Source organism: Hydrogenophilus hirschii, assembly GCF_054656675.1.
Genome location: NZ_BAAHXQ010000001.1, coordinates 1,218,355 through 1,244,304 on the forward strand (window position 1 = coordinate 1,218,355; position 25,950 = coordinate 1,244,304).

The 25,950-nt window shown below is 63.3% G+C and carries 27 protein-coding genes; 3 read left to right on the top strand and 24 right to left on the bottom strand.

Going from position 1 to position 25,950, the window contains the following annotated elements:
- Positions 1-22: 22 nt before the first annotated feature.
- The 24 genes from ACYQ4Z_RS05965 to ACYQ4Z_RS06080 all read right to left on the bottom strand — a co-directional run bounded on the left by ACYQ4Z_RS05965 (position 23) and on the right by ACYQ4Z_RS06080 (position 22,725).
- A complete protein-coding gene (locus ACYQ4Z_RS05965) occupies positions 23-538 on the bottom strand; it encodes a TIGR00645 family protein (protein ID WP_219971802.1) in 516 nt (171 codons plus the stop codon).
- A gap of 104 nt (positions 539-642) precedes the next feature.
- The gene (locus ACYQ4Z_RS05970; protein WP_219971805.1) at positions 643-1,440 is read right to left on the bottom strand and encodes an undecaprenyl-diphosphate phosphatase; all 798 of its coding nucleotides are present in this window, start codon (positions 1,438-1,440) and stop codon (positions 643-645) included.
- 45 nt (positions 1,441-1,485) lie between these two features.
- Positions 1,486-2,535, bottom strand: coding sequence for a hydrogenase expression/formation protein HypE (gene hypE, locus ACYQ4Z_RS05975; RefSeq protein ID WP_459860335.1), 1,050 nt, complete (start codon positions 2,533-2,535; stop codon positions 1,486-1,488).
- The gene (locus ACYQ4Z_RS05980) at positions 2,535-4,259 is read right to left on the bottom strand and encodes an enoyl-CoA hydratase-related protein (RefSeq protein WP_219971808.1); all 1,725 of its coding nucleotides are present in this window, start codon (positions 4,257-4,259) and stop codon (positions 2,535-2,537) included. Before ACYQ4Z_RS05980 ends, hypE begins: the two co-directional genes overlap by 1 nt.
- A complete protein-coding gene (gene hypD, locus ACYQ4Z_RS05985) occupies positions 4,259-5,422 on the bottom strand; it encodes a hydrogenase formation protein HypD (RefSeq protein ID WP_459860336.1) in 1,164 nt (387 codons plus the stop codon). Before hypD ends, ACYQ4Z_RS05980 begins: the two co-directional genes overlap by 1 nt.
- A complete protein-coding gene (locus ACYQ4Z_RS05990) occupies positions 5,419-5,643 on the bottom strand; it encodes a HypC/HybG/HupF family hydrogenase formation chaperone (RefSeq protein ID WP_119335380.1) in 225 nt (74 codons plus the stop codon). The genes hypD and ACYQ4Z_RS05990 overlap by 4 nt, the downstream gene beginning before the upstream one ends.
- Positions 5,600-8,095: a carbamoyltransferase HypF gene (gene hypF, locus ACYQ4Z_RS05995; protein WP_459860337.1), complete on the bottom strand. Its 2,496-nt coding sequence runs from the start codon at positions 8,093-8,095 to the stop codon at positions 5,600-5,602. Before hypF ends, ACYQ4Z_RS05990 begins: the two co-directional genes overlap by 44 nt.
- Positions 8,080-9,045 (bottom strand): hydrogenase nickel incorporation protein HypB, encoded by a 966-nt coding sequence (gene hypB / locus ACYQ4Z_RS06000; RefSeq protein WP_219971812.1) that lies wholly within the window; start codon positions 9,043-9,045, stop codon positions 8,080-8,082. The genes hypF and hypB overlap by 16 nt, the downstream gene beginning before the upstream one ends.
- A 12-nt stretch (positions 9,046-9,057) precedes the next feature.
- A complete protein-coding gene (hypA, locus tag ACYQ4Z_RS06005; protein ID WP_219971814.1) occupies positions 9,058-9,399 on the bottom strand; it encodes a hydrogenase maturation nickel metallochaperone HypA in 342 nt (113 codons plus the stop codon).
- The gene (locus tag ACYQ4Z_RS06010; RefSeq protein WP_219971816.1) at positions 9,392-10,168 is read right to left on the bottom strand and encodes a hypothetical protein; all 777 of its coding nucleotides are present in this window, start codon (positions 10,166-10,168) and stop codon (positions 9,392-9,394) included. Before ACYQ4Z_RS06010 ends, hypA begins: the two co-directional genes overlap by 8 nt.
- 23 nt (positions 10,169-10,191) lie before the next feature.
- On the bottom strand, positions 10,192-10,635 hold the full coding sequence (gene hybE, locus ACYQ4Z_RS06015) for a [NiFe]-hydrogenase assembly chaperone HybE (protein WP_170141301.1): 444 nt from the start codon (positions 10,633-10,635) through the stop codon (positions 10,192-10,194).
- A complete protein-coding gene (locus ACYQ4Z_RS06020) occupies positions 10,632-10,844 on the bottom strand; it encodes a rubredoxin (protein ID WP_119335386.1) in 213 nt (70 codons plus the stop codon). The genes hybE and ACYQ4Z_RS06020 overlap by 4 nt, the downstream gene beginning before the upstream one ends.
- Positions 10,841-11,704 (bottom strand): hydrogenase expression/formation C-terminal domain-containing protein, encoded by an 864-nt coding sequence (locus ACYQ4Z_RS06025; RefSeq protein WP_170141302.1) that lies wholly within the window; start codon positions 11,702-11,704, stop codon positions 10,841-10,843. The genes ACYQ4Z_RS06020 and ACYQ4Z_RS06025 overlap by 4 nt, the downstream gene beginning before the upstream one ends.
- Entirely contained in the window at positions 11,701-12,132 is a 432-nt protein-coding gene (locus ACYQ4Z_RS06030) for a thioredoxin domain-containing protein (protein WP_119335388.1), read from the bottom strand. Before ACYQ4Z_RS06030 ends, ACYQ4Z_RS06025 begins: the two co-directional genes overlap by 4 nt.
- On the bottom strand, positions 12,129-12,434 hold the full coding sequence (locus tag ACYQ4Z_RS06035; protein ID WP_119335389.1) for a HypC/HybG/HupF family hydrogenase formation chaperone: 306 nt from the start codon (positions 12,432-12,434) through the stop codon (positions 12,129-12,131). Before ACYQ4Z_RS06035 ends, ACYQ4Z_RS06030 begins: the two co-directional genes overlap by 4 nt.
- Before the next feature lie 2 nt (positions 12,435-12,436).
- A complete protein-coding gene (locus tag ACYQ4Z_RS06040; RefSeq protein WP_197713630.1) occupies positions 12,437-13,072 on the bottom strand; it encodes a HyaD/HybD family hydrogenase maturation endopeptidase in 636 nt (211 codons plus the stop codon).
- Between the two features lie 5 nt (positions 13,073-13,077).
- Positions 13,078-13,782, bottom strand: a complete 705-nt coding sequence (gene cybH / locus ACYQ4Z_RS06045) for a Ni/Fe-hydrogenase, b-type cytochrome subunit (protein ID WP_219971820.1) — start codon at positions 13,780-13,782, stop codon at positions 13,078-13,080.
- 10 nt (positions 13,783-13,792) lie between these two features.
- Positions 13,793-15,592 carry a nickel-dependent hydrogenase large subunit gene (locus ACYQ4Z_RS06050; protein WP_219971821.1) on the bottom strand — a complete coding sequence of 600 codons (1,800 nt, stop codon included), beginning with the start codon at positions 15,590-15,592 and terminating at the stop codon, positions 13,793-13,795.
- A 16-nt stretch (positions 15,593-15,608) separates the two neighbouring features.
- On the bottom strand, positions 15,609-16,685 hold the full coding sequence (locus ACYQ4Z_RS06055) for a hydrogenase small subunit (RefSeq protein WP_285614358.1): 1,077 nt from the start codon (positions 16,683-16,685) through the stop codon (positions 15,609-15,611).
- Positions 16,686-16,704: 19 nt separating this feature from the next.
- Positions 16,705-17,289, bottom strand: a complete 585-nt coding sequence (locus ACYQ4Z_RS06060) for a HupE/UreJ family protein (RefSeq protein WP_219971822.1) — start codon at positions 17,287-17,289, stop codon at positions 16,705-16,707.
- Positions 17,290-17,418: 129 nt separating this feature from the next.
- Complete coding sequence (locus ACYQ4Z_RS06065; RefSeq protein ID WP_459860338.1) at positions 17,419-18,750, bottom strand: PAS domain-containing sensor histidine kinase; 1,332 nt, start codon at positions 18,748-18,750, stop codon at positions 17,419-17,421.
- 12 nt (positions 18,751-18,762) lie between these two features.
- Positions 18,763-20,187 (bottom strand): nickel-dependent hydrogenase large subunit, encoded by a 1,425-nt coding sequence (locus ACYQ4Z_RS06070; RefSeq protein WP_459860339.1) that lies wholly within the window; start codon positions 20,185-20,187, stop codon positions 18,763-18,765.
- On the bottom strand, positions 20,184-21,221 hold the full coding sequence (locus ACYQ4Z_RS06075; RefSeq protein WP_197713631.1) for an NADH-quinone oxidoreductase subunit B family protein: 1,038 nt from the start codon (positions 21,219-21,221) through the stop codon (positions 20,184-20,186). Before ACYQ4Z_RS06075 ends, ACYQ4Z_RS06070 begins: the two co-directional genes overlap by 4 nt.
- Positions 21,211-22,725 (bottom strand): sigma-54-dependent transcriptional regulator, encoded by a 1,515-nt coding sequence (locus ACYQ4Z_RS06080; protein WP_459860340.1) that lies wholly within the window; start codon positions 22,723-22,725, stop codon positions 21,211-21,213. Before ACYQ4Z_RS06080 ends, ACYQ4Z_RS06075 begins: the two co-directional genes overlap by 11 nt.
- Positions 22,726-22,828: 103 nt before the next feature.
- On the opposite strand from ACYQ4Z_RS06080, the gene ACYQ4Z_RS06085 reads away from it, so the two are divergent.
- Genes ACYQ4Z_RS06085 through ACYQ4Z_RS06095 form a run of 3 tightly spaced genes read left to right on the top strand, consistent with a single transcriptional unit; the run spans position 22,829 to position 25,942 of the window.
- Positions 22,829-24,604 carry an NADH-ubiquinone oxidoreductase-F iron-sulfur binding region domain-containing protein gene (locus ACYQ4Z_RS06085; protein ID WP_459860341.1) on the top strand — a complete coding sequence of 592 codons (1,776 nt, stop codon included), beginning with the start codon at positions 22,829-22,831 and terminating at the stop codon, positions 24,602-24,604.
- A 43-nt stretch (positions 24,605-24,647) separates the two neighbouring features.
- Positions 24,648-25,376, top strand: coding sequence for a 2Fe-2S iron-sulfur cluster-binding protein (locus ACYQ4Z_RS06090; RefSeq protein ID WP_219971830.1), 729 nt, complete (start codon positions 24,648-24,650; stop codon positions 25,374-25,376).
- A complete protein-coding gene (locus ACYQ4Z_RS06095; RefSeq protein WP_438438097.1) occupies positions 25,373-25,942 on the top strand; it encodes an NADH-quinone oxidoreductase subunit B family protein in 570 nt (189 codons plus the stop codon). The genes ACYQ4Z_RS06090 and ACYQ4Z_RS06095 overlap by 4 nt, the downstream gene beginning before the upstream one ends.
- Positions 25,943-25,950: the final 8 nt, after the last annotated feature.

The window sequence follows — 25,950 nt, forward strand, 5'->3', positions numbered from 1 at the left end:
GTTCGGACGCTATGACGAGCTGTCAGTGGCCGCTCACCCCGCCGCGCTGGATCCGATCCATGATCGCATACAAGAGCGCGGAAAAGACGAAAACCAAGTGCAGCCCCGTTTGCCACCAAAGGACCCGGTCTTCGATGTTGTGGACGTTGAGGAACGACTTCAGGAGCTCGATCGCCGAGATCGCGACGATCGAACCGATCAGTTTGATCTTGATATCGGCAAAGCCGATATGGCCCATCCAATCGGGACGATCTTCGTGGCTATGGAGATCTTCCATCTTCGAAACGAAATTTTCATAGCCACTGAAGATGATGATGAGGATCAGGTTCATCACAAGCGCCGCGTCGACGAGTGACAACACCCCGACGATCACCTCGGATGAGCTGGCAGTGGGCAGAGCGATCACCATTTCCCACCCCTGCTTCGCGAACTTGTAGAGCATCACCAGAAGCGCCCCCACCAGTCCGAGATAGACCGGCGCCAGCAGCCAGCGCGACGCAAAGAGCAGATGTTCGATCCCTTTCTCAACGTGACGCATTCGTTTCCCCCTTCTCTGATCTACAGCAATGGGCAGGGACAGATAACCTACCGATCATACGCATCGAAAAACGCACGCTTTCGCCATTCACAATTGCTCCATTCCTAGCGAACCAGAACCCACCACACCACTGCCGCGAGCGCGATCCGGTACCAGGCAAAGAGCGCGAACGAATGGCGGCTGATATACGCCAACAACCAGCGCACCGCGACCAACCCGGCCACGAACGCCGCGACGAACCCGACCGCGATCTCGTGCAGATTCGTGACCGTCAGCGCATGCCAATCTTTGGCCAGGGTGTAGAGCGTTGCAGCGAACATCGTGGGGATCGCCAGAAAAAAAGAGAATTCGGTCGCAGCGGTACGGGAAAGACCAAAGAGCAGCCCACCCAAGATCGTCGCGCCCGAGCGGCTCGTGCCAGGAATGAGCGCCAAGCACTGCGCACACCCCACTTTGAGCGCATCAATCCAGGTCATCTCCTCGACACACGCAATCCGCGGTGTGGGGCGAAGCCGCTCGACGAGGAGGATCGCGACCCCGCCCAACGCCAACGTGGTCGCGACCACGGCTGGCGAAAAGAGGTGCGCTTTGATCGCTTTGCCGGCCAGCAACCCCACCACCGCAGCGGGCAGAAACGCGACGAAGAGATTGACGACCAGCCGAACGGCCGGGGCGTCGCGCCGCAGCAACCCGGTGAGGACCGCGGCGATTTTCCCGCGGTAGTGCCAGCAGACCGCCAGAATCGCCCCCAATTGGATCGCGATCGCAAAGGTCTTGTCCGCTTCGCTCGTGCGCGCCAACCACGCCTGCGCCACGATCAAATGCCCGGTGGAAGAGATCGGCAAAAATTCGGTCGCGCCTTCGAGTAACCCCAGAAGGAGCACAATCGCGGTGTTTTCCATCTTCGGCTCGCCCCAAACGAAAAGGGCGATTATACTGAGTGGGCGTCAGCAAATGCGCGGCAGCGGATCGGCGTGCAGCCAATCGAGGAGCCGCATCCCGCCAAACGGTGTGCGCAGCTGGACGAATGCGTGTTCATCGGCCACCACCGTACCGATCCGCGCCGCATTGCGTCCCAGGGGATGGGCGCGCATTGCTGCCAAAAGCGGCTCGCTCGCCTCTGGCGGACAGACGACGAGCACTATCCCTTCGTTGGCCAAATGCCACGGTTCGATCCCCAGGAATTCACACGCACCAGCCACTTCGTCCCGCACCGGAATCACCGCCTCTTCGAACACCATCCCAACGTTTGCGACCTGCGCCATTTCGTTTGCGGCAGCCGCCAGCCCGCCCCGCGTCAGATCCCGCATCGCACGGATCGGCGCACCCGTTTCGCGCATCGCGGCAATCAACGGGGTGAGCGCGGCACAGTCCGATTCGACCGGTGTCGCCAACGGTACCGCTTGGCGGGCCGCCATGATCGCGATCCCATGATCCCCCAGGGTACCGGAAACCAGAACGTGGTCGCCCGGCTGGATCGCGCGCGCACCCCACGTTTGGGTTGCTGGCGCAACGCCCACACCCGTCACCGCCAGATAGAGCCCATCCCCTTTACCCCGTTCGACCACTTTGGTGTCGCCCGCAACGATCGCCACCCCCGCCGCTGCGGCCGCCGCCGCAACGTTTTGCACCACCCGCTCGAGCGTCGCCAAGGGCAAACCCTCTTCGAGCAGCACACCAATGGTGAGGTACTTCGGGGTCGCGCCGCGCACCGCCAGATCATTGACGGTGCCATTCACCGCCAGTGTCCCAATGTCGCCCCCAGGGAAGAAGAGCGGCGTGACCACATGCAGATCGGTGCTCACCACCGGCACCATCCCTTCGGCAAGCGCCGGGAGCACGGTGGCGTCCTCTTGCTGCGCCAGCCATTCGTTGTGCCAATGGCGCGCAAAAAGCACATCGATCAATTGCGCCGTTGCCCGGCCACCTGCGCCATGGGCAAGCGACACCACGCCATTGGCGATGTCGAGCGGGGTTCCGAAAGGTCGTCTGGCCATTACACCTCCATGAAGAGCGATTGCCGCAGCGCACGATTCGGTGCACCTTCGCGTCGATAGCCCACCTGCCGATGACGCGCAAGGTGGAGCGGGGTCCACGAATGGGGCGTGCGATGGACGAAATGGTAGCGCGCCACATGGTACGCGGGGTCGAACCCATAGAAATTGTTCGCCATCGCTTCGAGTTCGTGGCGGCGATATTCCGCAAGCGGGCGCACGGCTTCGTCGGCCGCGCGCAAAGCGGCTTTGCGGGCCAGGAAGGCGGCAGTCGCTGCGGCATCGTCTGCCAGCCGCTGCGCCTCTTGCCGCACCGAAGCCGCGAAACCGTCACTGGGGAGCACCGCATCGTAAAACCCGAGCGCAACCGCCTCTTCACCCAAGATAGGCAAGCGATGCGCCATCAACTGCGCCGTCCCTGAATCGCCCAGCCGCTTGGGCAAGAGGTAGGTCCAAAATTCCGAACCGTAGAGATTGCCCATGTTTTTGTAATGCGGATTGAGCACCACGCCCTGACGGACCCAGACGAAATCGCACGCGCGCGCGAGAAAACAGCCGCCTGCCGCTGCGTTCCCTTCCAGTGCCGCAACGGTGATCTGCCCCGTATGGCGAATCAAGGCTTCCGCGACATCGTCGATCGCTTCGATGTTGGCCATCGACGCGTCGGCGGGCCGTTCTGCGGCTTCGATCACGTGGAGGTGGATCCCGTTGCTCCAAAACCCGGCGCCTCCGCCCAAGACCAAAACCCGTGTCGGGCGGGCAAACGCCCACCGCAACGCAGCCAAGAGCCGCTGACACTGCGCGGTGCTCATCGCCCCGTTGTAGAACCGGAACGTCAAGAACCCGACCGCCCCGGTTTCACGGTAGGCGATCTCCTGCCAAGTCGGCTGGGACGCTTCCCAATAACCATTCCCCGGAATCTCCGGATACGCCGCGGCCTCGGGGAACGCAACCAGCGCGGGCAGCTTCACCCCCCCTTCTTGCCGTACCTGACCGACCCAGACCGCCCCGTCGCGGGTCGCGACCAACAGCGCTTCGTCACGCCGTCCGATCACCATACCCGGCTCGGCACAATGCGCTTCCGCTTCCGGATGCAAGTCGAAGAGACGACAGCGTTTCCCCAGAAGCGGCGCGACCACGCCCGGCGCGCCGTCGGAAGCGTTCGCGAGCCGCAGAATGGCTTCTGTCGTCGTCGATGCCCAATCGATCGTGCGCTGCGTTGCCGTCAATGCCGGACGAAAAACGCCTCTTGGGGCCGGTTCCGGCACTTCGCCCCGCGCCAGCCGCGCCAATGCCTCGCGAACCGCGTCCACCGCCGCCTCCGTGACTTCACGACGGTAGAGATCGGCTTTGCGCGCCGGCCGCATCGCGAAGGTGCGGTACGCCCAGATCGGCCCGGCGTCGTATTCGGCCACGGCTTGAAGCACCGTCACACCCCACGTGGGTTCCCCGCGCAGGATCGCGTGGTCGAGCGCGTTTGGCCCTCGGTCACCCGGCGGCCCAGGATGGACGATCAGCGTCGGCACCTGCCGCCACACTGTTTCCGGTACTTTACGTTTGAGGAACGGCGCGACGATCACTTCCGGTTGCCAGAGCGCCACCGCCTCTTCGGTCACTGCGTCGCTGATGTCGAACTCGACGCTCACCTCGTGACCGTCACGGCGCAATTCGGCGTGGATCCGCTGACTCAAGCTGTTGAACGCATGGACCAAAAGCAGGATACGCATCACACCTCCTCGGCTTCGACTGCGGCGCTGCGCTCCTGGAAGCGACCGTAGTGGTAGTACGCCGCGCACGCCCCTTCGGACGAAACCATGCACGAACCAAGCGGCGTTTCCGGCGTACAGGCCTTGGCAAAGAGCTTGCAATCCCGCGGCGATTTGTGACCGCGCAGGATCGCCCCGCATTCACACGCCGGGTGATCGGAGATTTCCGGTGCCGGGATCGCAAAGCGCGCTTCGGCGTCGAACTCGGAAAATCCTGCGCGGATACGCAATGCGGAATAGGGCAATACCCCCAAACCTCGCCACGCGAAGGTTTTCCGCAATTCGAAGACCTGCGCCACCAGCGCCTGCGCTTTGCGGTTCCCGTCGCGCGTCACCGCGCGGGTATATTGGTTTTCGACTGCCGCACGCCCCTCATTGACCTGACGCACCAAAAGCAGCAGCGCGTGCAGCACGTCGAGCGGCTCGAACCCAGCGATCACGACCGGCCTTTGGTACTCTTCCGCGAAAAATTCGTAAGGACGCGAACCGATGACGACGGAGACGTGCGCGGGGCCGACGAAACCGTCGAGTTGCGCGCTTCCCCATCGCCGCGCCTCGCTCGACTCCAGGATGCTCATGATCGCCGAGGGGGTCAGCACGTGACAACAGAGCACGGAAAAATTTCGCACCCCCTTGGCCTGCGCCGCCAAAATCGCAGCCGCGGTGGGCGGCGTGGTCGTCTCGAAACCGATCGCGAAGAAGACCACCTCGCGTTGCGGGTTGGCTTCGGCCAACGCCACCGCTTCCAATGCGGAGCCGACCATGCGCACGTCCGCTCCCTGTGCCTTCGCCGCCAGGAGCGATTCTCCTTTCCGGGCCGGGACGCGCAACACGTCGCCATAGGCGCACAGCGTCACATTCGGCTGTTCCGCGATCGCAATCGCTTGCGCCACGCGTCCCGGAGGCAATACACAGACGGGACAGCCCGGACCGTGGATCATCCGCAGGTTGGGGGGCAACAGCGCCGGAATGCCGTAGCGCGCGATCGCATGGGTATGGCCACCGCAAAACTCCATGAACCGGTAGGTGCGGTTCGGATCGACCTCGGCGGCGATCTGCCGAGCAAGCGATTGCGCCAGCTTGGGATCGCGAAACTCACGGATGAAGCGAAGGCCCGCCATCATGCCGCTCCGGTTTGCCACTCAGCCATCAGCGCAAGGGTACGTTGCGCCTCTTCGGGATCGAGCCGGGTCAAAGCGAAACCGACATGGACGATCACGTAATCGCCCACGGCCACCTCATCCAAAAGCGCGGTGCTCACCACCTGTTTCGTTCCGCCGACCACCACTTCTGCCTGCCCGTCAGGCAAAAGCGCAACCACTTCTGCGGGTATTGCCAGACACATCGCTTGTTTCCTCTCTGCTGGACCTTTGGGAGGCGGTCATCGCGCGCCGAGCGGCCAGGACCAACCACGCTTGGCCAAGCGCAATGCCACCGTCATTTGCCGGAAGTTGCTGCGCCAACCGTAACGTCACACCGTAGCGCGCACAAGCCGCCGCAGTGGCGTCGATGAGTAGGCGGTTTTGCCAACACCCGCCTCCGCCCAAAAGGATGGGGTCGGTCAGGTGCGGACGCGCGCGCGCCACGAGCGTTTCGGCAATGACGTGGTGAAACGCTGCGGCCCACTCAGGTATGGCCACCGCGTGGGCAACGCTTGCCACCCACGACCACCACCCGTGCCAATCGGTTTCGGGTTCCCCATGGTGCTTCCCTTCGGTGCCGGGCAGTCGCGTGAAACTCGGCGCACACTCGGCGTCGAACGCCCGCGCCGCTGCGCTCTCAAGCCGCAACGCTGCCTCCCCTTCGAACGTGTTATATGCACACAGCCCCAAAAGCGCCGAAACGGCGTCGAACCAGCGCCCTACGCTCGACGTGGTCCCGATCGACCCGTTGGGGCACGAACGGAGCCAGCGCCACAGTCGTTCGACCTCGGCAAATTGCGGCCAACGGATACCAAGCGCCTGCGCATGCGCGGCGCGCCGTGCCCACCATCCGTGCAGCACGGCTTCCTCCCCCGTTGCGCACGCCAACACCGCAACCGCAAGCCGCCACGGCTCTCGTGCGGCCCGATCCCCTCCCGGCAGCGGAAGCAGCGGAAAATGGTCGAGCCGCCGCCACTGTCCGCACGCGTCAAATTGCAGCAGTTCCCCCCCCCACGCTTCGCCCCCTTCGCCCCAACCAAAACCATCGAGGGACCACCCCACCCAAGGCCCTGCGGTTTCCGGCGTGGTTTCGGCAATCACCGCCGCAAGGTGCGCCGGATGGTGCCAGACCGGAATGCACTGCGCTTGCCACTCTGCCGCGAGCTGCTCGGCAAGGCGTCGGGAAAGGGCGTCGGGGTGGGTATCATGGGCAATCCAGCGCGGTGTCACGCCCAGCCACGCGCGCCAATGGGTCAAGGTACGCCACGCATGGTCGAAGGTCTCTCGATTGGTCAATTCGCCCAGATAAGGAGTCAAGTAGGCTTTGTCAGAAACGACGAATGCCGCAGCCAGTTTGAGATCGCTACCAAGCGCCACCCCCGGTTCGTCCGCTTGGACGCCCCCGAGCGCGACCGCTTCGGGCACGAAACCCCGCGCGCGGCGGATGAGGATCAGCTTGCCGTCACGGCGTGTGCGCACCACCGAATCGTCTGCCCGTTGCGCGATCGGACGGTCATGCGTCAAAAAGCCGTCCACGCAATCGGCCAAAGCGGCAAACGCTTCGCCGTCGTCGGCAGCAAGCGGCGCGCCGCTTCGGTTGCCACTCGTCATCACCAGAAAGAGCGGGTGCGGTTCGTCGAGCCAGTCGGTACCGACAGGTCGCCCACACGCTTCGTGCCACAACAGGAGATGAAGCGGTGTGGTTGGGCGCATCACGCCAAGCCACGCCAACCCCGGGGCCAATGCGTCGAGCGCTGCACGCGCCGTGGCGTCCCGATCGCGCCGAATCGCGGTCAGCACGATTGGCGCTTCTGCGCTTTCGAACGCACGCCGGTCCGCCTCCGTCCAGTCGACCCATTCGGCAAGCGAAACGGCGTTGAGGCCCATCACCGCAAACGGCTTTGCTGGCCGGCGTTTGCGCGCCCGCAATGTCGCGACCACTTCTGGCGCGCGCGCGTCGCACACCAATTGAAATCCGCCAAGCCCTTTGAGTGCGACGATGCCGTCCGCTCGCACACACGCCAGCGCCAACGCGATCGGATCGCCCGCAACCGGTTGGCCGCTGCGATCGAGAAAACGTAATTGCGGGCCACACACCGGGCACGCCGTGGTCTCGGCATGGTAGCGGCGGTTCGTCGGGTCGTCGAATTCCCGCTGACATTCGGGACAGAGGGGAAAGGCGGCCAAAGTCGTCGCGGCCCGCGCGTACGGAAGTGCGGTACTCACCGTGTAGCGCGGCCCACACGCGGTGCATGCCACGAACGGATAGCGCCAGCGCCGGTCGTGGGGATCACAGAGTTCGGCCATACAGTCGCGACAGACGGCGCGGTCGGGGGCAAGCGCCAATCCACCATCCGCCCCGTTGGGCAAGATGACGAATGTCCGTTTGCCTTCCTCAGCCGTCCGTTGGACCAGTTCCGCAAACCGTTCGGAGGGGTCGGGGCAGATCTCGATCGCGTCGATACGTGCAGAAGTAGGCGCTTCGGCGCGGAGTCGTTCCAGGAAACGCGTGACGTCACCGTCCGTGACCGCGACCTCGACGCCCCAGCCGACGTTGCGCACCCACCCCGCAACACCGAGCGCGTTGGCCAAGCGGGCAACAAAGGGGCGGAAACCGATCCCTTGCACGCGTCCGCGGATCAGGAAGCGACGCACGCGGCGTAACGCCTTTCGATCCACGCCAACCACTGGTCGAACCCTTCCCCGGTTCGCGCCGAGACGAGCAGCGTTTCGATCCCTGGACGCACACGGACCGCGTAGTCGCTCGCTTGTGCGACGTCGAACGGGACGTAAGGCAAAAGGTCGATCTTGTTCAACACCATCACGTCGGAGACGGCGAAGATGTCGGGGTATTTGAGCGGTTTGTCCTCTCCTTCGGTCACCGAAAGCAACGCCACCTTCGCGTGTTCGCCCAAGTCGAACGCCGCCGGACAGACGAGATTGCCGACGTTTTCGATCAACAGGATCGCCCCTTCCGGGGGATCGAGCGCTTCGAGCGCATGACCCACCTGGTGCGCGTCCAGGTGGCACCCCTTTCCGGTGTTGATCTGGATCGCTGGAATTCCGGTCGCGCGGATCCGTTCGGCATCGTGGCTCGTCTGTTGATCGCCTTCGATCACCGCAAGCGGGTAGCGCGCTTTGAGCATTTCGATCGTTTTGACCAGCAGCGTCGTCTTGCCCGACCCCGGGCTCGAAACGAAATTGAGGGCGAGGATGCGCCGCTCGGCAAAGAAACGGCGGTTCGCTTCCGCGAAGCAGTTGTTATGACTCAGAATGTCCTGCTCGATTTGCACCATGCGCTTTTGACTCATTCCCGGCGCATGGGCGCGTGCCGGTCCGACGCCGAAATCGATCCGTCCTTCGACGCTCGTTACGTGCTGAGCCGGAGCCTTGTCATGGGGATGGGCGTGCGAATGGGCATAATGCGGATGGTGGTGGTCGTGGTGATGGTGGTCGTGGTGGTGGTAATGGGGATGATGGTCGTGGTCGTGGTCGTGGTGGTGATGGTGATGGTGGTGATGGTCGTGAGAATGACCGTGGTCCGGTTCGTGGTCGTGGTGATGGGGTTCGATCGTGGCTGAGCCACAGCCGCATACGGTGCACATCGTCCGCTCTCCTCATTCGATCTCGATCGCCTGTACCCGCATTTCGGTACCGGCAGAGGGTTGTAACTGGTAACCGCCGCATTCGGGGCACGGATCGGTGCGCGCAGCAATCGGAACCGTCCGTTCGCACCGCCAGCAGTAGGCGGCACCATCGATCCGCTCGATGCGTAATTCGGCGCCTTCGGCAAGCGTACCACGGCTCACGGCGTCGAAGCAGAAGGTGAGCGCCTCGGGTTCGACGCACGAAAGCGCACCGATCTCCACAATCACCGAACGAATGCGCCGCGCGCCTTCCGCGGTGGCTGTCTCTTCGGCAAGCCGAACCACGCTTTCGGCGAGCGCCATCTCATGCATCGTGTACCTCCAAACGATACGGCACACAGGGGTCGAGCGCAACCACCGCCGCACGGCCCAACCGTTCTGCCGCCGCCAAAGTGGCGCAAGGAACCGTTTCAACCCATTCGCGTAGCCGAGCGCCCTCGGCGCAGAGCCGATCGGTGGGCGCTTCGATCGCATAACGGATCACGCGCCCGTCACAGACCACGGCGCGGTGCGTGAGTTCGCCGCGAGCCGTATTCACCGTCACCTGGTTTTCGCCATTTCGCCGCTCGACACGCAGGTTCAACCAGCCGCGCACTGCTTCCCGCGGAAACCCCAAATCGCGTTGAATCCGAGTCCATCGCGCCCGCATCGCCGCCCCAAGCGCCGGCACGGCTGCTTCCCAGTAGCGCACGAACGGCAAGACGATCGGTGCCAGCCGCGTTTCGACCCACGCACTGCGCACTGCTTCCGACTGATGTGCCACCTCACTCTGCCACTCACGCAGCGCAGTCAGATCGGCGGTTTCGCCGATCGTTTCCGGCCAGCGCTGCAGGCAGTGGAGCAGATGTTCGCGCATCGCCTCCTGCCAAACCCGTTCCGCTGCTTTGTCGTCTTCCACGCCCAATGCCAGCGCCAACCGGGCTGCAAACCGCTGTGCTTCCCGACAGACGCCATAAAGAAGCGCTACCCACTGTTCGACCGCTTCTGGTGACTGCCCCTGAAAGCGATCGGTCACGGCCGGACGGGAAAGCTGGGTCGAAAGGATCTGTACCTTCTGCGTCGCTGCGTACCAAGTAATCACAACTCGAAAACACCCAACCGCTGTCATGATTGCCCGATCCGTTCTGGTTCCGGCAGCGACAAGGCTGGCCGTTCCAGCGCTGCGAGCACGGCCCACGCGGTCATTCGCGCTTCGTGCTGCGCGCCGAACTCCGAGGGCGGGGAAAAGAGTGAGCAAGTATGGTAGCGACCCACCCCCGCCATCTCGGCAACCAGGAATTCGTAGATCCCTGACGGAAAGCGCCAAGCGTAACGCTCCCCGAGCGGTGTTTCGGGCCAGCGCGGATGCGCTGGCAGAATCACGAGACTCACCGTCCAAGGGGCGATCACCACGGTGAGCCAATGGTTATCGATCGCAGGCGACTGGCGCGGCGCCAAAACCTCGACCGAAAGAGCCGGGTTACAGAGCGGCAGATCGGCCATGCGCTTTGCCGTCTCGTGCCACGCGCTCTGTAACGCTGCGTGGGGGGACGCGGGCCAAATCGTCACGAACGGGTTACCATGAATTTGTGTTTCGGCGCCTGGCATTGCGGGCAGCTCCACGTCTCTGGCAAGGCCGAAAACGCAGTACCTGGCGCAATGCCATGTTCGGGGTCACCCCATTCCGGTTCGTAGCGCCACCAGCAGACACCGCATTCGAGCACGGCGTCTGGGGGGGCGTCGCGGAAACTCCCTTCGAAGATCGGCTGCGCGTTCATCGTGCCAGCTCCGCCAGATAGTCGGCCAGCCGCGAACGGGTGAGCGCCAAATCCTCTGGCGCCGCACGCACCACCTCGGGCAACCGCGTCACTTCAATGGTATCGAGGATCAACGCGTCCATACTGTTGAAATACTGCACCCGCCAGACATCACGCAAACGCGTACTCGCCACGCGGCACTGCCCGTAGCTCCGGATCGCAATCGCCACCATCGGCGGCCCCAACCAGTCGTTGAGCATCTGCAGATCGGCTGGCGTCAGCGGCAACAACGTCAGGTTCAGCACATGGACGGCGCGCCCCATCGTCCCTTTGCCGGCCCAATGGCGCAGTTCTTCGACGAGCGCAGGTCCGTTCATCACCCCGGTGGGCGCTTGCGGCGGCGTGCACACGTCATGCGACGTTGCCGACATCGCGTCCACGAGTTTCGCCGAATAGGGCGCATAGCGCCATTCGTCGCGCACCACCGCCCCATCCGCCCCCAGGACGACCTCATGCCAGATACCCGGAAACGCCGACTCGCGTACCCGAAGTGAAAACGGTGCCGCGGTCTGTGCCACTACCTCTCCAACCCCGAACGCGTCTTCGATCCAGCGCCGTTGGGGTTCGCTCAATTCGTCTACCGCGGCGACTACCGGACCCTCCGGGCATTGCGCGATCGCTTGGAAAAAGCGTTCGAGCCAAGCCACTGCGGCCTCGGAACACCCCGTTTCGCGCAACATCCAGCCGTGCGGTGCCGTAAAGGTGTGCATCTCCTTAGGAAACTGGGGAAACTCAGGTGCGTCGTCGTTCTGCGTACCCGGACCGAGCGCGACGACCGGCAACGGGAAGGGTTTGCGCGACACATTGGGATTTGGAATCATCGCGTCTCTCCTTCGGCTACTGCGCTGACCGCGCGCCATGCGGCTGCGACTTCGTCGCAATAGCTACGCCAGTCACGTAGCCCTTCGATCCGATATTCAGGGGTGCCGTCCCGACACAGAACGAGCGCAGGGAGCCGCAAAATGCTCCATTCCCGTTGCCAGCGCGCCACGCCTTCGGGAGCAACGATCCACAGCGGCACTGCAATCACGCCGAAACAGTCGGAAAGCACTTCCGGTACGATCACGCAGGCATCGAACACTTCGGGCTGTTTCGTCGGGTCGCCCGTGAGCAATACCCAGCAAAGCCCCGTTGGCCATTGCGTCGTCGTGTTCGTCACGACGGGCACGCCGTTTTTTTCCAATCGGGCCAAGACCTTGGCCAATTTCGCGCGGGCGTCGAACGCGGGTAACAACGTCTCGTGCATCATCGTGTCTCTCTGAGAAAATCAGGAAGTTCCGGCTCACGATCGAGGTCGGGGAAAAAGGCGAGCGGGTCGAACGCCGTTCCTGCTTCCGCCGCGGCAAGCGCCGCCAATGCGTCTCGGATCTGTTCCGCGCGGATAGGATCGAGGATTTCGCGAGCCACCCCTAGGTGGGTCAGCAACCACGTACCCGGCGGTTGCGGTCCGACGAGCACGCAATCGATCCATGCGGTGGCACCATCGTCCCCTCGACAGAGCGCCCGCCACCCCTGGGATTCGACCACCTGCATCGGGACACCCAGACACATCGTCAGCCCCTTCTCATTGCGAACCCAAGGAAGCGCTCATCACCGAAGCGGCACGCCGCGTCGGGCGACGGACGCCCCGCTTCGTACGGCACAAGCGCCAGTGCAGGGTCGAACGGCAGCGGGGCATCGGGCAACGTGCGCGGCGTCGGGTGGAACCCCCACCGCCGCAACCACGCCAACCCGCTCTCGACCGCAACCGGTACCTGCGCTTTGACCGCCGGGGTGAGACTCCCGCCGTAGTCTTCCAGCTCCGCAGGTTGGACACCGACGAGCACGACCGCACGAGGAAACGCATTGGTCATCTCGGCAGCAAAGAGCACCTCTTGAAAGCCGGCCTGGTGCAGACTCATCTTGTGTGCGCCCAGAAAACGCGGCACTTCGTCGCCAACCGCGACACGCAACGTCCCCGGCCGATCACCGAAATCGACCGCGTCGAAGACGAGCAGCCGGTCCGCTTGTTGCACGTAAGGCAGGAGGTACAGCCCCTGGGTACCGCCGTCCATCGCCAGCACCGCGTCCGGTAACTGCCAATGGGCCAGCAGATGTTCGATGCAACGCACCCCAAAGCCTTCGTCAGCCCAGAGGACGTTGCCGATCCCGAGAACCAGCGCACCGTACCGCTCGTCGCCACCCATCATCGCGGTCACTCCTTGTACATCCGCCAGCCGCTGACCATTGTCGAGATGAGCGATTGACGGCTCATGATGTCTTCGCGGATCGCTGCATAGACATGGAGCAGTACGAAAATCACCATCAGCCACATCCCCATGCGGTGCAGCATGTGGACCTGCAAGGAACCACCGAACGCGGGAATCACCCATCCAAAGAGCGTGTCGCTCCAGTGCCCATGCCCTGCGCCCTCGCTATAAAGCGCAAAACCGGTGGTAACCATGAAAAGCGCCAGCAGGAAGAAGAAAAAGAACATCATCAATTGCGCCAGTGGGTTGTGACCGACGTACTTTTTCGGCAGCCGTTCCAAGAAGAGGTACCAGCGCAGTTCGTAGAAGACCTCCTGCCACCACGCCTGCTTCCACACCGGCAGGATGAAGAGCTGGCGTGCATGGTGGTTGCCGACGAACGCCCAGTAGATTCGCCCCAGCAACCCCACGGCGAGTACGTAGCCAGCCGCGAAATGGGCGAAACGGAGGTATCCCATCAGGAAATTGTGGGCCGCTTCTCCTGGGACAGAGGGCAACGGCAACCCGATGAAATACCCCGTCACCGCCAGCACCGTGATCGCAGCGGCGTTGATCCAGTGCCACAACCGAACCGGCGCTTCATAGACATAGACACTCTTGACCGCACGGCCGCGCCGTTCGATCTCGAGCTGATCTTCGTTCGCCAACATCGCACACCTCCTAGCGCACGGTTACGCGCGTCAATTCGCGGTCGTCCGGACTGATCACGTGGGTCGAACAGGCCAAGCAGGGATCGAACGAATGGAGCGTGCGCAAGATCTCGAGCGGCTCTTCCGGCTTGAGCATCGGCGTATCGAGCAACGACGCTTCGAACGCCCCGATCTGCCCTTTGGGATCGCGGGGGCCGCCGTTCCAAGTGGTGGGGACCACGCACTGATAGTTTTCGATCTTGCCGTCGCGAATGCGGATCCAGTGGCCCAAAGCGCCGCGTGGTGCTTCGGTGAACCCGACCCCTTTCGCTTCACGCGGCCAAGTGCTCGGATCCCATTTTTCGACGTTGGCCGTCGTCAGATCGCCCGCTTTCAGGTTGGCCATCAACTTGGCGAATTCGCGCTGCTGCAAACGGGCGCAATAGAGCGCTTCCAACCCTCGCGCTGCGGTGCGGCCCAGCGTCGAGAAGATCGCCTGCACGGGCAGGTCGAGCTGTTTCAACGCCATCTCGACCAAACCGTGGATCTCCGGGTACTGCTTCGGCTGCAGATACCCAAGAACCATCCGCGCAAGTGGCCCCACCTCCATCGGGTTGCCGCGCCAGCGCGGTGACTTGATCCACGAATATTTCCCGCTCTCGTCGATCTGTTCGATTCTGGTGCGTGACCCTTTCGTACGCGGCCCAAGCTCGAACTTGTGCTCCGTGACCCCATCCCACGGGTGCAGCCCTTTCGATTCGTCGGGATAGGTGTACCAACTGTGGGCGACGAACTCTTGGATCTCCTCCGGATCCCGCAGATCGACCGAATGGATCTTGGTGAAATCGCCATTGACGATCGCGCCACGCGGCAATTGCAGATTCTCTGTGCGCGTGTCGTTGGCGCGGACGGGAATGTCGCCGTAGGAAAGGAGGTTTTTCGACGACAACCCACCGCCGTACAACCAATCCTTGTAAAACGACGCGATCGCCAAGAGATCTGGGACGTAGACTTTTTCGATGAACTCCGCGACCCGATCGATGATCGATTGCACCAAATTGAGCCGTTCCATATTGACCGCGCCCACCGCACCGCTCTGTTCGAGGTTGATCGCGCACGGAACCCCGCCAACGAGCCAGTTGGGGTGCGGGTTTTTGCCGCCGAAGATCGTATGGATCTTGACGATCTCTTTCTGGAAGTCGAGCGCCTCCAGGTAGTGCGCCACCGCCAAGAGGTTCACCTCAGGCGGCAAACGGTACGCAGGGTGCCCCCAATAGCCGTTCATGAACGGCCCCAACTGGCCCGATTCCACGAACCGCTTCAGCCGCGTTTGAATATCGCGGAAATAACCGGGCGACGAGAGCGGCCATGAAGAGATCTTCTGCGCGATCTCGGAAGTGACTTTCGGATCGGCAGAAAGTGCGGAAACGACATCGACCCAGTCGAGCGCGTGCAGGTGGTAGAAATGGACCAGGTGGTCATGCACCTGGAGGTTGAGCTGCATCAGATTGCGAATCGTATTCGCGTTCTCCGGAATCTGAATGCCCAGCGCATCTTCTACTGCCCGCACCGAGGTCAGCGCATGGGTGCCGGTACAGACTCCGCAGATTCGTTCGGTGAATGCCCACGCATCGCGCGGATCACGCCCTTTGAGGATCACCTCGAGTCCGCGCCACATCGTCCCGGTCGAGACCGCGTTACGGATCACACCGTTGTCGTCGATATTGACCTCGACCCGCATATGGCCTTCGATACGGGTCACGGGATCGACGACGATGCGCCGCCCCGCGTCGTTCAACTGAAAACCTTGAGGGGTTGTCATCTGTGCCATTGATCCTCCTCCCGCCTCATTCCGTGGTCGTGGTTTCGGGCTGCTTGCGCAAACGGGAAAGCGCCGAAACCGCCGCATGCACCGCAACGGCGGCACCCACCGCACCAGCCGCTGCTTTCCCTACCTTGTCGGCGTTCGCCTCGACGCCAAACGGCTGGATCGTCGTGACCCGGTCGTAAAAGCTCCCTTTGTCCCAGAAGCCATCCTCGGAACAACCGATACAGCCGTGACCGGAACGCACCGGCCAACTGACGCCGCCATTCCACTGGATCGACGAACAGGCGTTGTACGTGGTCGGCCCTTTACACCCCATCTTGTAGAGGCAGAAGCCTTTGCGCGCCCCTTCGTCGTCCCATGCCTCGACGAACTGCCCCGCGTCGAAATGACCACGGCGGTAACATTTGTCGTGGATGCGCTGCCCGTAGAACATTTTGGGTCGCAATTGGCGGTCGAGTTCGGGGATCCGGTCGAAGGTGAGCATGTAGGTCACCACCCCGGTCATCACCTCGGCGATCGGCGGACAACCGGGCACATTGATGATCGGCTTGCCGGTGATCACTTTGTGCACCGGCGTAGCACGTGTCGGATTGGGTTTTGCCGCTTGCACACACCCGAACGAGGCGCACGCACCCCACGAGATGATCGCTTTGGCGTCGGCGCACACCTCTTTGAGCTCTTCGATGAACGGACGTCCCCCGTGGATACAGAAGATCCCATCTTCGTTCAGCGGTGGATTGCCTTCCACCGCGACGATATAACGCCCCTTGTACTTTTCCCGCACCTCTTCGATCACCGCCAATGCCTGATGCCCCGCGGCCGCCATCAACGTGTTGTCGAAGTCGAGCGACAACATCGACAGCACCACGTCGCGCGTCAGGGGGTGCGCCGACCGGATGAACGATTCCGAACAACACGTGCACTCCAACCCATGCACCCAGATCACTGGCGTGCGCGGCTTCGTCTCCATCGCATGGACGATGCGCGGCACGGCACTGGGCCCAAGCCCCAGCGCGGTGGCGGTGAGACTACAAAACTTGAGAAAACTGCGCCGCGTGATTCCCTGGCGCCGCATCACTTCGTAAAAGGTTTCCACGCTACTCCTCCCTTTTTTCTCATGCCGTCAAGAGCAACGCCCCAACCGCGGCCACCGCCACCCCAGCGAAGCGAACCGCAGATGCCTCACCGGGCAAGCGCCCTGTCAGCGCAACGCGCGCCAACGCGATCCCGACCCCGTGCAACACCGTGCTCATCAGCGCCATTCCGGCCCCGTAGGAAACGGCCAGTTGCGGTGACACCACCTCCAGCCCGTGCACATGGCCGTGAAAGAGCCCGAAGAGCGCGACCACCGCGATCGCGACCATTTCAGGGAAGCGCACCGCGAACGCCAACAACAGACCCAGGACCAGAAGCGAAAGCTGCACGCCGGTTTCGGGAGCGGGTAACCCCAACCCCGCGATCGCGGTCACGAACCCGGCAACGAGTGCGGCAACGAACGCGAGCGGCAAGCGCCACGTCGCTCGTCCGCCGACGAGCCCTGCCCACAGCCCAACGGCAACCATCGCCAAGAGGTGGTCGATACCGCTGAGAGGGTGCGAAAACCCAGAGAAAAAGCCCGCTACCGGATGGCTACCGGTATGCGCCCAAACCAATGACGGTGCCCACAAGAGAACACCGAGCCACTTTTTGCCGTTGTGCATGGTTACCCTCCATGGTGTTGAACGGAACCATGCGATGCAAAAAGTGTGCCAAAAAAACGATCGACGGGAAACTCGCTATAGATCAATGAGATAACAACAAAAACGATATTGATCGTCTGGTTATGATGGTTACGATGTAATCGCCGGCAGCCACAACGTAAATATCGCTCCTCCATCATGGTTATTGGCCGCGCTCAGCTTACCCCCCATCTTTTCCACCAGACCATAGCTGATCGCCAGCCCCAAACCGGTTCCCTGCCCCACCGGTTTCGTCGTGAAGAACGGCTCGAACAGATGGGGCAGATGCTCCGGCCGGATACCCGGACCGTTGTCGATGAAATCGACGCGCCAACCGCCATTCTCTTCACGGGCGGTAATCGACAACCGCCCCTCGGGAAGATCGGCTGTCGCGTCCGCGGCGTTCTGGACCAAATTCATCACCACCTGTTGCAGCTGGCCGCTGTTGCCCCAGACGCGCATCGATTCGGGCAACGCCAGATCCACCCGGAACGCGCCACGCAACGACGACGTGACCCAATGAACACCACGCCGAATCACCTCGACCAGTTCGACTTCGTGCATCTCGCCGCCGTCGACCGCCGAAAACCGTTTCAGCGCGTCGACGATGTCGCGGCTACGCTGCGCCCCTTCTTCCAAACCGGCGATCAAGCGCGGCAAATCGGCAAGCGCACGGTCGATCTTGAGCTGTTCGCGAAGTGTCTGAATCGCTGGCGCACAAGCTCCCTCGGCGGCACAAGCGGCGAAAAAGCGCTGAAACCGCTCTGCGTACCGTTTCAGCGCCAACACGTTACCCAGCACGAAACTGATCGGGTTGTTGAGTTCATGTGCCACACCCGCAACCAACCGGCCCAACGACGCCATCTTTTCCGAATGGACCAACTGCCCTTGGGTGCGCTGCAACGCTTCGTGCGCCTCCCGCAGCGCTTCGTAGGCGCGCCGCAACTCCCCAACCGGACGCCCGGTGATCACGACGCCCGACACCCGTCCCGAAAGATCGCGCCGCACCGTACAGTTGAACGAAACCGGCGTTGTCGTTCCATCCGCGGTGATTACCGAACACTCACAGTCGTGCCGCTCGACCACCGGCATCCCCGTGCCCCCGCAAAACCGCTCTCGGTCCGTATCGGCCAACAGGGAAAAGAACGATGCCCCGATGAGCGTCTCTTGCGCTTGGCCGACCAACCGACTCAGCGCCGCATTCACCGCTTCGATCCGCCACTCGAGGTCGCAGACGATCAGCACGTCGCTGACGCTGTCGAGCACACTGGCGAAAAATTGCCGCAGCGATTCGAGCTCGGCGTTTTTCGTCTCCAGCTCGACTTCGTAGCGCAAGAGGTCTTGGTAGACCTCGTCCATTTTGCGCACCACTTCGAGCCACACCGCGTCATCGCTGTGGTCTGCGTCGTGCTCCGTATCGTTGAAACGTGCCGCCTCTGCCACGCCCCCTGTTCCTCAATGCACGGTACAAACCATACACGGGTCGAACGATCGCACCACGTGGTGCACGAACGGCATCGCCCCCGCACCCGCAGTAAGCCCCTCCAATGCTTTTTCGAGCGGCCCCGGTTGCCCCGTCTGGTCACGCGGTGAGAAATTCCACGTCGTGGGTGCGATGATCTGATAGCGCTGGATCCGTCCGTTCGCCACCTCCAGCCAGTGGCCCAGCGCGCCGCGCGCCGCTTCGACGAGCCCGACGCCACGCCCTTCATTGGGCCAAACGACCGGTTCGATGAACGACGCTTTGACGTCGATCTCCGTCAGCCACGCTTCGACCCACTGCACGATCCGCGCGCACTCCCAGAGCCGCGCGATGACCCGGCTGACGAGGCTCCCCCCCCAACGCTGCACGAGATCGCGGGCAAGCGGCACGCCGGCGACCACCGCCCGCGCCAACGCCCCCGTCTCGGCCGGCGCGCCGTGATACCGCGGCGCTTTGCACCAGCTGTACGCGTCAGGCCGTTCGAGCCACGGCACGGTTTCGCCCTCGGCAGGGTGACTTGCCGACCCACCCAACCACGAAGCCGCGACCTCCTCGACGATCGCCGCCTCGTCAAGCGGTGCAGTTGCTGCGGTTGCGCGATCCCAAACGCCCGCTGGCCAGGCGCGGTAGGCACCATAAGAAAGAAAACGGTCGTACGCCCGACCAACGGTGAAGAGCTCGAGCGCATGCGCCACCTGGATGAAGAACGCGGCGTCGCTTTCCCGCCCCTCTGCCCATGCCAAGAGCGCATCGGCGGAGTCGAGCGCCAAGACCGCATCCAGCGTATCGCCAAAAAGCGACTCGGTGAGGTAGCGCCGCATCTGCCCCACCATGCGCAGCAATTCGCGCTGCTCCATCGCATGGATCGTACGGGTCGTCCCACTCGGCTGCACCGCCAAAGTGTGCGGCCAGCGCCCGGCCAACAACCCCACCAAATGGAACCACTGTGCCCGCGCCGCCAACCACCGCGCGGCGCTTTCCCCGCGGTACGGTGCGAAGCGCCGCACCGCGGCTTCGTACCACGGCATGGTGCGATACGCCGAATGGGTAAAGTCCGGCATGAAAAAGAGGAAAAAATGGGTGAGATGATCCGCAAGGTTCTCCACCGCCAAGACGGTCTGCGCGACCAACGCCCCGTTGGGCACCGGTTTGATGCGCGCCCAGTCGGCGAGCGCTTGCGCAGCAGCCATCGATTGCGCCACCGAACAGATCCCGCAGATCCGCGGCACGATCGTCAGCGCATCGAGCGGCGCGCGACCTTGCAAAATCCGTTCGAACCCGCGAAAAAGCGGCGAATTGACCTGCGCACGCGTAACAAATCCGGCGGCATCGAGCGTGAGGGTCACCTCCAGGTCCCCCTCGACGCGGTTGAACGGCCCCAACCGCACCGTCGTCATGGTTTCGGCTCCTTCCCGCGCTGCCCCGGCAGTTCGACGACGCGGTCGGAAAGCGCGTTGCGGCGCACCCGCTTCGGGGTCGCCGATTTCGACAACGCAGCGAGCGCGACGAACCAGGCCTTCGGCATATCGGTCGGTAGGCCCACGGGGATGCCCGCCACCTTCGGCGTTTCCTGAAAGGGGTGGCCCGGCGCTTCGAACCCAGGCTCCGTGCAGGCGATGCACGGATAGCCGCCTTTGAGACACGAGCCGTTGCCATTCCACGGACGCTGATTGCAGTCGGCATGCGCCTGCGTTCCCTTGCACCCCAGGTGTTCCATCATGCAGCCCAACTGCCCCAGCGTCTCGGCGCTCGCTTTGAATTCGTAATACTCGTTGCGCGGGCAGCCGTGATGAACGAGGTGTTGCGCATAGAAGAGCGGTCGTCCCCACGGGTCGAGATCGTCGACCGTCACTACACCATCGGCCAGCGCGATCAACCATTCGACCAGCCACGCCGGGTGAATGGGGCACCCCGCCACATTGATCACCGGCCACCCTTCTCGCGAGCGATACTGCTTGCCCAGCAGGCCACCGCGCTGCTTTTCGGTGAATTGCAGGCCGCACGACTGCCACAGGGTGTCGTGCATCGCCGCACCGAACCCACCCCACGCCGCACACGAGCCAACAGCGATCACCCATCGCGCGTGCTTCGCCAACCGCTTGACCCACTCCGCACAGCTGTGGGTGCCCCCCAAACGATGAAACGCACCGCTGCCATTGGGACCCAGCAACATCGCCCCTTCGACGCAGAGCACGTCGAACGGTTCGTCCCCATTGGCACACGCTTCCAGTCGTTCAAGAACGGTGTCACCCCCTTCGAACGAAAACGCAGGGTGCCATACCCAGTCGATCCCACCGCTTTCCAGCACGGAAAAGCAATCGTCGGGTTCCCAACAGAGCAACGATTGGCTACAGCCCCCACACCCGGCGCTTTGCAGCCATAACACCCTGAGGCGAGGCAACGCCGTATCGCCGTTCGGATCATCCGCCACCGCTCTGCCCCTCTTCGTTCAGTAACCCCAACCGTGTCATCTTATTGCGCAAACCCACCCGAGACAACCCCAACGCCCGCGCGGTTCGCGACAGATTTCCGCGGTGTGAGGCGAATGTCTCGGCGATGATCGCTTTTTCGATCGCTTCGAGCCGCGCGCGCAGCGACCCTTTCGCCCCACCGATGATCTCCGTGAACGGGGACGATTCCGCTGTCGTCCTACCCTCCGAACCCCGCCCCGTCGTCCCGGCAGCGGCGATCCGTGGCGACAGGTGGCGTTCGTGCAGCCATCCGTCTTCGCTCAACACGGCCAGGCGCAAGATTTCGTTCGCCATTTCCCGCACATTCCCCGGCCATGAATAGGCAGTCAACCGTTCGAGACAAGCAGGGGTGACGCCGTGAAGCCTTTTTTGCAGGCTTTTTTCCGCTTCTGCAACCAGATGCTCGACCAGAACGGGGATATCGACTTGCCGCTCGCGTAACGGTGGCACGTGGATCGCAAAGGTCGCCAAGCGGTAGTAGAGATCCTCGCGAAACCGTCCGGCTTGCACCTCTTCGGCCAAATTCCGGTTCGTCGCCGCCACCACGCGGACGTTTACCCGAACCGGTTTGTTCCCGCCCAGCGGCCGAAACTCACCCTCTTGCAACACCCGCAGCAGTTTCACCTGAAATGCGGGACTGGTGTCGCCGATCTCGTCGAGGAACAGCGTTCCCCCGTCCGCTTGCTGAAAAAGGCCCGCACGGTCTTCGTTGGCTCCGGTGAAAGCGCCCTTGCGATAGCCGAAGAGCTCGGACTCCAGCAGCGTGTCGGGGAGCGCGCCACAGTTCTGCGTCACGAACGGAGCTTCGCTGCGCGGACTGCTGTAGTGCAAGGCTCGGGCCACCATCTCTTTTCCGACCCCTGACTCTCCGGTGATCAACACGGGAAAATCATAGGTCGCCAGCCGGGCCACCAGTTGCCGAATCTCCGCCAACGGGCTTTGCGGTGCGCACAAAATCGCGTCACACCCCAACCGATGGTGCACCTCGGTCCGTTTCTGCGCCACTTGGCCCGCCAGATAGGGCGCTGAGACACGCAATTCCTGCGTCAACCGTTCGTGTTCGCGCATCAGACGCCAGAGCTCGGCCGCGCGCCGCAATACCAACAACAGTTGCTCGGGCTGCCACGGCTTGAGCAGAAATTGCCAGATACCGGCGTCGTTGATCCCGGCGATGATCGCCTCCGCGTCCGTATATCCCGAGAGGATGATCCGAATCGCCTGCGGCCAACGCTCACGGACCTCTTTGAGAAACGCCACGCCAGACGTCCCCGGCATCCGTTGATCGCACAACACGATCGCGATCGGGGCGCGCTCTGCCCACGTCGTCAAGAGTTCGCGCGCCGCCTCTGCGTTCGTCGCCGTAAAAACGGTGAACTCCTCTTCGACGGTGCGTTCGATCGCTTCGAGCGAACGCACCTCGTCATCGACCACCAACAACCCCAGCGGCGGTTGCGCTTCGCCCATCGTTCCCCTTCAACCTCCCCATGCGCCTGACCCTGCAGAATCTATCACAAGCACTTTACGTCCGAATTTTTTGCCTATAATGGCAACACGAGGAGGAGGAACCATGACCACCGAACGACAGCGCACGGCACCCGGGTTGCTCGCAGCGCTCCACCAAGCACGTTCGCGGTTTGGCCGTCCGCTCGACGCCCAAGCGCTCGCGGAACTGAGCACCGCATTTTCTTTACCGCCAGGCGAAATCGCCGCAACGGCCTCGTTCTACCACTTCTTCCAAACCCCACCGGCGCGCTACCAGATCCACTTCGTCGATCACGTCGTCGACCACCACGCAGGGGTTGCCGCGCTCTGCAACCACCTCTGCGCCGCGTTCGCGATCAAACCCGGGCAACGCACCGCCGACGCGCGCTTGTTCGTCGGCTGGACCGCGTGCGCGGGCCTTTCGGATCAGGCCCCGGCAGCGCTCATCAACGGTCGACCGATGCCCCGACTCGACGCGGCGCGCATCGATGCGCTCATCGAAAAAATCCAAGCCCAGATACCGATGGACCAATGGCCTACCGAATGGTTTGCGGTCACCAACGCGATCCACCGCCACGGCCCACTGCTGACCTGGCTCGACGCGACACCTGCCGAAGCGGTGTTCGAACACCCCACAGCGCACGATCCCGACGCGATTCTCCAGGCGGTTACCGACGCCGGTCTGCGGGGCCGTGGCGGCGCGGGCTTTCCCACCGCAACCAAATGGCGCTTTTGCCGCGAAACGGCTGACCCCGAACGATTCCTCATCTGCAACGCCGACGAAGGCGAACCGGGTACTTTCAAGGATCGGGTGCTGCTCACCCGCTACCCGGAGCACCTCTTTGCCGGAATGATCCTTGCCGCGCGGTCGATCGGCGCCCGCACGGCGATGCTCTACCTGCGGTACGAATACCAGTACCTGCTGCCCAGGCTAGAGGCGGCGCGCGAGCGCATCGCCTCCGCCCAAGCGACGGTGCCGCAGGCTGAGCGCGTCACCCTCGAAATCGCGCTCGGCGCCGGCGCGTACGTCTGCGGTGAAGAGTCGGCGTTGATCGAATCGCTGGAAGGAAAACCGGGTCGCCCCCGAGTCCGCCCCCCGTACCCGGTGACGCAGGGATACCTGGGGCACCCCACGGTCATCAATAACGTCGAAACGCTCGTTGCGGTTGCTGCGATCGTCGGGAACGGCGCTGCGTGGTGGCGCGCGTTGGGCACCCCCGACTCCTCGGGCCCGAAGCTCTTCTGCGTGAGCGGTGACGTCGCCCAGCCCGGCCTCTACGAATTTCCCTACGGTGTTGCACTCGGTGACGTGGTCACCGCCGCGCGCCCACTCGGCACCCCGTACGCCGTTCAAGTCTCTGGTCCGTCCGGTACGCTCCTACCGGCCACCCCTGAGCAATTGGCGCGGCCGCTCGCGTTCGAAGCACTTCCCTGTAACGGCACCGTGATGGTTTTCGACGTCCGCCGCGACCCAGTCGCGATCGTCCACCACTTCGCGCGTTTCTTTGCGCACGAAAGCTGTGGCTTTTGCACCCCCTGCCGGGTGGGCACCCAGCTCATCGCCAAAACCTTCGCGAAGATCGCGGCTGGCTACGCGACTTGTTTCGACCTCGAACGGCTCGCCCCCGCGCTCGAAGCGATGCGTCTGGCGAGCAACTGCGGTTTCGGCCTTTCTGCGGGCAACCCGGTGCGCGACCTCATCGCGCACTTCCGTCACCGGCTCGAGGCCCATCTGCAACCCCACGACTTCATTCCGGCGTTCTCACTCGACGCCGAGCTCGCCGCGACGCGCCGCATCACCGGCCGCGACGACGCGCACGCGCACTTGGCGCAATTCGAACAACCGGAGGTGACACGATGACCCCCCACCACGCTACCCGCGCCTACCCCAAAGAGGTCTGCTGATGCGCCCGACTACGCCCCCTTTCGCCAGCGAAACCTTCACCCTGGACGAGGAATCGATCCCGTTCGTTCCCGGACAAACCGTCCTCGAAGCGGCGCTTGCGGCAGGACGGTACATCCCGCACCTCTGCTGGCATCCCGAGATGGGCAATCACGGCTCGTGTCGACTCTGCGTCGTCGAAGCCAATGGCCGCATTCAGGCCAGTTGCGCGCTCCCGGCGCAACCGGGACTCCAAGTGGTGAGCAAAAGCGAGACGCTTACCCGCGTGCGGCGCACGCTCCTGGAAATGCTCTTTGCCGAAGGCAACCACTTCTGCCCCGGCTGCGAAAAGAGCGGGGATTGTCTGCTGCAAGCGCTCGCCTACGCCCATGGGATGACCGCGTCGCACTTCGACCCCTTCTACCCGCAGCGCCGAATCGACGCAAGCCACCCCGACCTCTGGCTCGACCCCAACCGCTGCATCCTGTGCGGACTCTGCGTGCGCGCCAGTCTGGCCGAAGGGAAAGAGGCGCTCGTGATCGGCGGACGCGGCATCGCGTCGCGGCTTCTGGCGACGAGCGCAAGCGGGCGCCTGGGCGACACGGCGCTTGCCGCAACCGACCGCGCCGCCCGGATCTGCCCAGTGGGCGCCCTCAACTTCAAAGCGGTGGGATTCACCACCCCGATCGGCAAACGACGTTTCGACCACCGCCCGCCTGAAGCGATGAGCGACAAGGAGCGCTACACATGACCTCTGCCGCACCCTCCGCGATGCCTCCCCGAAAAATCCGCATCGCCACCGCTTCGCTTGCCGGTTGCTTCGGTTGTCACATGTCGTTTGCCGACATCGATACGCGCCTCCTTGCCCTTGCAGAGTGGGTCACGTTCGACCGTTCGCCGCTCACCGACTGGAAAACGGTTGGCGAATGCGACATCGCGCTCATCGAAGGGGGCGTGTGTAACGCGGAAAACGTCGAGGTGTTGCGTGCCTATCGTCGTGCCGCGCGGATCCTGGTCGCGGTGGGGGCCTGCGCAATCAACGGCGGGCTCCCTGCGCAGCGCAACCAGCATCGCGTAGAGAGGCTCCTTACCCAAGTCTTCGAAGCGGATCGCCACCTCGCGCCCGGCAGCCGCGTGCCCAACGACCCGGAATTGCCGCTCCTCCTCGAACATGTCCATCCGATCCACGAAATCGTCCGCGTGGACTACTACCTACCCGGCTGCCCTCCTACAGCGGAAGTGATCTGGACCTTCCTCACTGACCTGCTCGCTGGCCGCGAACCCCACTTCCCATACCCGACGCTGCGCTACGATTGAGAGGCACC

What these genes read in the sequence shown, in the direction of transcription:
- ACYQ4Z_RS05980 (WP_219971808.1), bottom strand. Translation starts at nt 4,259, where the DNA reads ATGCGTATCCTGCTTTTGGTCCATGCGTTCAACAGCTTGAGTCAGCGG.
- ACYQ4Z_RS06085 (WP_459860341.1), top strand. Translation starts at nt 22,829, where the DNA reads ATGACCACCGAACGACAGCGCACGGCACCCGGGTTGCTCGCAGCGCTC.
- ACYQ4Z_RS06030 (WP_119335388.1), bottom strand. Translation starts at nt 12,132, where the DNA reads ATGATGCACGAGACGTTGTTACCCGCGTTCGACGCCCGCGCGAAATTG.
- hypB (WP_219971812.1), bottom strand. Translation starts at nt 9,045, where the DNA reads ATGTGCACCGTATGCGGCTGTGGCTCAGCCACGATCGAACCCCATCAC.
- ACYQ4Z_RS06035 (WP_119335389.1), bottom strand. Translation starts at nt 12,434, where the DNA reads ATGTGTCTGGGTGTCCCGATGCAGGTGGTCGAATCCCAGGGGTGGCGG.
- hypE (WP_459860335.1), bottom strand. Translation starts at nt 2,535, where the DNA reads ATGGCCAGACGACCTTTCGGAACCCCGCTCGACATCGCCAATGGCGTG.
- ACYQ4Z_RS06050 (WP_219971821.1), bottom strand. Translation starts at nt 15,592, where the DNA reads ATGGCACAGATGACAACCCCTCAAGGTTTTCAGTTGAACGACGCGGGG.
- ACYQ4Z_RS06040 (WP_197713630.1), bottom strand. Translation starts at nt 13,072, where the DNA reads ATGATGGGTGGCGACGAGCGGTACGGTGCGCTGGTTCTCGGGATCGGC.
- hypA (WP_219971814.1), bottom strand. Translation starts at nt 9,399, where the DNA reads ATGCATGAGATGGCGCTCGCCGAAAGCGTGGTTCGGCTTGCCGAAGAG.
- ACYQ4Z_RS05990 (WP_119335380.1), bottom strand. Translation starts at nt 5,643, where the DNA reads ATGTGTCTGGCAATACCCGCAGAAGTGGTTGCGCTTTTGCCTGACGGG.
- ACYQ4Z_RS06095 (WP_438438097.1), top strand. Translation starts at nt 25,373, where the DNA reads ATGACCTCTGCCGCACCCTCCGCGATGCCTCCCCGAAAAATCCGCATC.
- ACYQ4Z_RS05965 (WP_219971802.1), bottom strand. Translation starts at nt 538, where the DNA reads ATGCGTCACGTTGAGAAAGGGATCGAACATCTGCTCTTTGCGTCGCGC.
- ACYQ4Z_RS06025 (WP_170141302.1), bottom strand. Translation starts at nt 11,704, where the DNA reads ATGATTCCAAATCCCAATGTGTCGCGCAAACCCTTCCCGTTGCCGGTC.
- ACYQ4Z_RS06090 (WP_219971830.1), top strand. Translation starts at nt 24,648, where the DNA reads ATGCGCCCGACTACGCCCCCTTTCGCCAGCGAAACCTTCACCCTGGAC.
- cybH (WP_219971820.1), bottom strand. Translation starts at nt 13,782, where the DNA reads ATGTTGGCGAACGAAGATCAGCTCGAGATCGAACGGCGCGGCCGTGCG.
- ACYQ4Z_RS06070 (WP_459860339.1), bottom strand. Translation starts at nt 20,187, where the DNA reads ATGACGACGGTGCGGTTGGGGCCGTTCAACCGCGTCGAGGGGGACCTG.
- ACYQ4Z_RS06020 (WP_119335386.1), bottom strand. Translation starts at nt 10,844, where the DNA reads ATGAACGCGCAGCCGATCTTCGAAGGGAGTTTCCGCGACGCCCCCCCA.
- ACYQ4Z_RS06060 (WP_219971822.1), bottom strand. Translation starts at nt 17,289, where the DNA reads ATGCACAACGGCAAAAAGTGGCTCGGTGTTCTCTTGTGGGCACCGTCA.
- ACYQ4Z_RS05970 (WP_219971805.1), bottom strand. Translation starts at nt 1,440, where the DNA reads ATGGAAAACACCGCGATTGTGCTCCTTCTGGGGTTACTCGAAGGCGCG.
- hypD (WP_459860336.1), bottom strand. Translation starts at nt 5,422, where the DNA reads ATGATGGCGGGCCTTCGCTTCATCCGTGAGTTTCGCGATCCCAAGCTG.
- ACYQ4Z_RS06080 (WP_459860340.1), bottom strand. Translation starts at nt 22,725, where the DNA reads ATGGGCGAAGCGCAACCGCCGCTGGGGTTGTTGGTGGTCGATGACGAG.